Annotated in this window: 5 protein-coding genes and 1 pseudogene; 3 read left to right on the forward strand and 3 right to left on the reverse strand. The window is 70.0% G+C overall.

The window, feature by feature from the left end:
• The 3 genes and pseudogenes from PV363_RS15305 to PV363_RS15315 form a co-directional block, all read right to left on the reverse strand.
• The coding region (locus PV363_RS15305; RefSeq protein WP_301022774.1) for an FAD-dependent oxidoreductase at positions 1-804 on the reverse strand (804 nt) is incomplete at its 3' end.
• Between the two features lie 166 nt (positions 805-970).
• Complete coding sequence (locus PV363_RS15310) at positions 971-1,375, reverse strand: hypothetical protein (RefSeq protein ID WP_301022775.1); 405 nt, start codon at positions 1,373-1,375, stop codon at positions 971-973.
• 702 nt (positions 1,376-2,077) lie between these two features.
• Positions 2,078-2,479: pseudogene (locus PV363_RS15315) on the reverse strand (response regulator transcription factor); the annotation flags it as partial.
• Between the two features lie 55 nt (positions 2,480-2,534).
• Here PV363_RS15315 and PV363_RS15320 point away from each other — a divergent pair.
• The 3 genes from PV363_RS15320 to tmk all read left to right on the forward strand — a co-directional run.
• Positions 2,535-2,783 carry a BBE domain-containing protein gene (locus tag PV363_RS15320; protein ID WP_301022776.1) on the forward strand — a complete coding sequence of 83 codons (249 nt, stop codon included), beginning with the start codon at positions 2,535-2,537 and terminating at the stop codon, positions 2,781-2,783.
• Positions 2,784-2,786: 3 nt separating this feature from the next.
• A complete protein-coding gene (locus PV363_RS15325; RefSeq protein ID WP_301022777.1) occupies positions 2,787-3,986 on the forward strand; it encodes a low temperature requirement protein A in 1,200 nt (399 codons plus the stop codon).
• Positions 3,987-4,011: 25 nt separating this feature from the next.
• Positions 4,012-5,741 (forward strand): dTMP kinase (tmk, locus tag PV363_RS15330; RefSeq protein WP_301022778.1); only part of this gene is annotated, 1,730 nt, incomplete at its 3' end.

Raw genomic sequence — 5,741 nt, forward strand, 5'->3', positions numbered from 1 at the left:
GGTCACGACGACGCGGTGCGCGGTCGTCGCTCCGGACTCGCTGTGGACGGAGACCCCGTCGGCATCGTGCATGATCGTCTTCACCGGCTCGTGCAGCCGGACCCACGGGCCGAGGCCGTCGGCGAGTCGCTCGGCCACCTGCTGCATCCCGCCGTCGACCCGAGCGTCCTGAGCGCCGCCGCCGGTCGCGAGGAGCGTCAGCAAACCTCCGCCCGACTTGGCATAGAAGAGGACGTGCAGCAGCGACACGTTCTGCGGCTCGGTCGCGAGCACGCCCTCGCAGACGACGCGGAAGTAGTCGCGTCCCTTGCTGGTCAGGCACGTACGGCGGATCCAGCTCTCGAAGGTCTGCGCGTCGTAGCGGGTGGCGTTGTCGCTGCGCCACGGCGCGGACAGGTCGACCTTGTCAGCCGCGGCTGAGAAGCGCAGCATCGCCTGGGCGATGTCGGCGGTCGTGACCGCGTCGAACACCCGGTCGTGCCCGGAGGCGCGGCGCGCGCGTCCGCGCAACGAGACGAGAGCGTCACCCGGACGAGCCTGGGGGGTGGTGTCGAGGCCGAACCGTGCGAGCTCTGCCTGCAGGAGCTTCTGGTCCGGAGCCACCCAGCCGGCACCGGAGTCGACGACGAGACCGTCGAGCGAGTCGCTGCCGTCCCTGGCCGGCACGGGTTCGGTGAGCGTACGGCCACCGACCCGGTCCCTCGCCTCGAGCACCACGACGCTGCGACCGGCCGCGCGGACGCGGTCGGCCGTCACCAGACCGGACACGCCGGCCCCGACCACGATCACATCGACGTTCGCCACGCGACGATCCTATGCAGGCGCGGCCGCTCTCGGGTCCGGCCGCGCTGATCGTCTGGTCGCGCCGGTCAGGACTCGAAGAGGCTCTGGTCGGCATTGAACGTGAAGGTCTACGGCGGCGGCGTCAGCGAGCCATCGTTCCTCGACCCGCTGCCCGACGATCTCGCGGTCAGATCACTCGGCGCCACCCCTTGCCCTCGAGCTGATCGCGGAGCTGAGGGTCGGCGTCGTCCGGGCGCGCACGTCTGCCGCCCGCCGAAAAGCCAGAGACCTCCCACTGGTCATCGGCACGGACAACATCGATGCGCAGCAGCGACCAACCGGTGTAGTCCGGCCACTGAGTCACCACGATGGAACCTGCGATCTCGACCATCACTGACGAGGGTTCCTCCGTGCCCCCGACCAGCTGTGTGCGAATCCACATCGGGTCATCCGTCTTCCAGAATCGGTCGAGACCGGCGCTCGCCTGCTCTACCTCATCCACCAGACCTGACCTCGTGGACGGAGGAAGGTCATCAGCACCCACCTCGTCGAGCAACGCCTCGATGTCTACGGGATCTCGAAGATCGACCACGGCTTGAGAGAAGATCAGGGCGAATCGCTCGGCGTCGGCTCGAGCCGGGCCGGAACGTGAGGCATCGACCGTCGCAGCCTTCGATGCCCTGTCCTGGAGCGGGGACGAAACATCCGGTCCGGAGCCTGCCGCGGTGACAGGGGGAAGAGGCGCGAACGTCGTCTCGTTCCGAGGTGTCGGACTAGCGACAGCAGAATCCGACCGACCTGCAGAGTCCGAACCCCCACTGCCATCCGCACCACACCCACCTACCCACAGGGCTGCGACGACCGCGATGCCCGCGATGGCACGTGATGTTGTGTTCATCCACCAGCCGCGATCAGTTGGTCACCGACGGCGAAGGCGCATGCGAACTGGCCGCCCGCGTTGGGATGGAACGAGGTCGCGACGGAGAAAGGGGGCCCATTGATCCATTCTGACGGCCCGCACGCGCCGTGACCCATGAACTTCTCGCGAACTCACTGATGCAACGCCCACACCCCTGCTTGGCTAGCCGCAGTTGCGATCCGATCGTTGACTCGGCGAACGACGGCCGCCGCCCGTACGGCCGCAGGGTCGGCTTGGGTGTTGTTGACGTCCACGCCATAGCGGCTGCGGAGCTGGTCCCTCATGTGCTGCTCGGCGCGTGCTCCCCGCTGCTCGGCCTCGATGCGTGAGCGCAGTTCGCGTGTCTCCTGCTCACTGTGGGCCTGGTCGCGCCGGTCAGGACTCGCGCTCGCGAGGCTGGACGAGCCCGGTCTCGTAGGCGAACACCACCAGCTGCGCGCGGTCGCGGACGCCGGTCTTGGTCATCGCCCGGCTCACGTGGGTCTTGGCCGTGGTCGGGCTGACGACGAGCCGCTCGGCGATCTCGTCGTTGCTCAGGCCGTAGCCGACCAGTGCGACGACCTCGCGCTCCCGTGCGGTCAGGGCCTCGAGCGTCGAGACGGAGACGACCTCCGGAGGACGCGCGACGAACTCGCTGATCAGCCGTCGGGTGATCGCCGGTGACAGGAGCGCGTCCCCGTCGGCGACCACGCGCAGCGCCTGCACGATCTCGGCAGGCTCGGTGTCCTTGACGAGGAACCCGCTCGCGCCGGCGCGCAGGGCGTCGAACACGTACTCGGAGGCGACGGCGTTCGCGCACCGCGCCGCGGAGGCGATGGTCGTGGTCGCCCGGATGGCGCCTCCCGGAGCGCCCACGCCGTCGCTCGACGGCCCGAGCGACGACTGGGACGCCGTCGCACGGCACGGCACAGGCGCGTACGTCGGGTTCCTGTCGCAGGACGACCCCGCGTCCGTCGCTGCCGCGTACCCGCCGGCGACGTACGCCCGTCTGGCCGCGGTCAAGCGGGTCTACGACCCCGGCAACCTGTTCCGGCGCAACCACAACGTCGCGCCGGAGCGGCCGGTGGTGCCTACGCTGTAGCGGGTGCCGACCATCTCGAGTCGCGTCCTCGGGCTCCGCGCCCGCGACCCCGGCGAGCCGCACCGGGCCGCCACACCGCTCGAGCTCCTCACCGACCTGTGCTTCGTGGTCGCGGTGGCTCAGGCGGCGACGCAGCTGCACCACGCCACGACCGACGGCGACCTGGCCCACGGGCTGCTCCGGTTCGCGATGGTCTTCTTCGCGATCTGGTGGACGTGGCTCAACTTCGCGTGGTTCGCCTCCGCGTACGACGACGACGGCGTCGCGTACCGGCTGCTCACCATCCTGCAGATCGTCGGAGCGCTGGTCCTGGCCGCCGGCATCCCACGGATGTTCGACGGCGACCTCGGCCTCATCGTCGTCGGCTACGTCATCATGCGGGTCGGCCTGGTCGTCCAGTGGCTCCGCGCCGCGGCGGGCGACCCGCAGCACCGAGCCAGCTGCCTCCGCTTCGCGGCCGGGATCACCGCCGTACAGCTGCTCTGGGTCGTCTACCTCGTCAGCCCGCGCGACATCGCGATCCCGGAGTTCGCGGTGTTCGTCGTCTGCGAGCTCGTGGTGCCGGTGTGGGCCGAGCGGCCGAACCAGACCAGCTGGCACGCGCACCACATCGCCGAGCGGTACGGCCTGTTCTTCATCATCGTGCTGGGCGAGACCATCCTGTCGGTCACCCTCGCCATCCAGGAGTCGGTCGATGCCCATGATGTCCAGCGCGGGCTGGCGTACGTCTCCGTGGGTGGGGTGCTGATCGTGTTCTCGGTGTGGTGGATCTACTTCGCTCGTGACTCGGCCGCGGCGCTGGAGCGTGCGCGGGGCACCGGGGCGGAGTACGTGTGGGGGTTCGGCCACTACGCGGTGTTCGCATCGGCGGCCGCGATCGGGGCGGCGCTGGCCGCGCGCGTGGACTTCTGGCAGCACGAGGTGGTGCACGGGCACGTCGTCGAGTCCTGGCCGAGCGCCGCGCTGCTCTGCGGGTCCGTGGCCGTTCTTCTCGCGGCGTGCTGGGTCGTCAAGGTCCGCCCGGAGGACCGTTCTGCGGGCACGGCGGCGCGGTGGGGTGCGGCGATCACCGCGGTCCTGCTGCTCGTCCTCGCCCCGCTCCCGGAGGTCGGAGTGGGCCTCGTCTGCGTCATCCTGCTCGTCACCGAGCTGTACGCCGGGTCACCTCGGGGTCGGGTCAGGGCTGCGCCGGAGCCGGAATGACTGTGCTGGTGGATACCCTGAGTCGGTGGCATACGATCCGGCAGGCACAGCAGCCGACGACGACGCGAACGGCATCCGCCTGGTGATGCGGATTCCGGTCTTCCGGCGCTTCTGGGCTGCCCTCGGGCTCGCCTCGCTCGCCGACTGGATCGGGCTGCTGGCCATCACGGCGTTCGCCAACTCGATCGGCGAGGGTTACGCCGGCAAGAACTTCGCGATCGCCGCGGTCCTCTTCGCCCGCCTGGCCCCAGCGCTGGTGATCGGTCCCTTCGGCGGTTACGTCGCCGACCGCATGGATCGCCGCATCACGCTCACGACCGGCCTCTTCCTGCGGGCGGGCATCTTCGCGAGCATCCCGCTCGTCGGCACGCTGTGGTGGTTGATCGTCGCGACCGTGCTGATCGAGGCGGTCAACGCGGTCTGGATGCCGACCAAGGACGCGACGGTCCCGACCCTCGTGCCGCGTGAGCACCTCGAGGACGCCAACCGCCTCAACCTCGCGACCACGTACGGCTCCGCCCTGCCCGCGGCGGTCCTGTTCATCGTCGTCACCGGCATCACCAAGGCGGTCGACGGGCTGTTCGCCATCTCGGTCCCCGATGTCGACCCGGCGCTCTATCTCGTCGCGGTGCTGTTCGCGCTCGGCGGCCTGGTCTTCCTCGGCGCGCGCGACATCCCCGAGGGCGCCGCCGTCGACCAGCAGGTCGGTGTCTGGCGCACGATCGCCGACGGCTGGGCCTACGTCTTCCGCACCCCGCTGGTTCGCGGCCTGGTGCTCGGCATCGTGGGCGCGTTCGGCTGCGGCGGCGTGGTGATCGGCCTGGGTCGCGTGTTCGTCGGAGACCTCGGAGCCGGCGACCCGGGCTACGGCACCCTGTTCGGCGCGGTCTTCCTCGGTCTCGGCCTCGGCATGTGGCGTGGACCCAAGGTCCTGCCGCAGGTCAGCCGGCGCCGCATGTTCGGTGTCGCGCTGGTCGGTGCGGGAGTCGGGCTGCTCGTCGTCGCCATCGTCCACAACATGGCCCTCGTGGCGATCCTGGTCATGCTGGTCGGCTTCTGCGCCGGCATCGCCTGGATCACCGGCTATACGTTGCTCGGCCTCGAGGTCGACGAGGAGATGCGCGGCCGGACGTTCGCCTTCGTCCAGTCGCTCGTCCGTCTGGTGCTGTCGGCGGTGCTCGCGATCGCCCCGCTGGTCGCCGGTCTGATCGGCACCCACACGATCGCGCTGCGCGACCTCGGCGACTACACCTACACCGGCACGCAGATCGCGATCCTGGTGGCGGCGGTCCTCGCGACGGGGTTCGGGCTGATCTCCTTCCGCCAGATGAACGACCGGCACGGCCTCTCGCTCATCTCCGAGCTCAAGCAGGACCCGTCGACCGCCCCCTCGTACTCCACGAGCGGGCTCTTCATCGCCTTCGAGGGCGGCGAGGGCGCCGGCAAGTCGACGCAGGCGTGGATGCTGGCCGAGGCGCTGCGGGCCGACGGCTACCGCGTGCTGCTGACCCGCGAGCCCGGAGCGACCCCGGTGGGCCAGACCGTACGGGAGATCCTGCTCGACCCGGCGACCGGAGAGCTCTCCCCACGGACCGAGATGCTGCTCTACGCCGCCGACAAGGCCGAGCACCTCGAGCAGGTCGTCAACCCGGCGCTGGCGAGGGGTGACATCGTCATCACCGACCGGTACGTCGACTCGACCCTGGCCTATCAGGCTGGAGGTCGCGGGCTCGACCTCCACGAGGTGGAGTCCGT

Origin of the sequence: Mumia sp. (genome assembly GCF_028803055.1) — a bacterium.
Taxonomy (GTDB): Bacteria; Actinomycetota; Actinomycetes; order Propionibacteriales; family Nocardioidaceae; genus Mumia.

Excerpts from the sequence above, each read along its gene's own strand:
- PV363_RS15320 (WP_301022776.1), top strand. The coding sequence starts at position 2,535 with ATGGCGCCTCCCGGAGCGCCCACGCCGTCGCTCGACGGCCCGAGCGAC.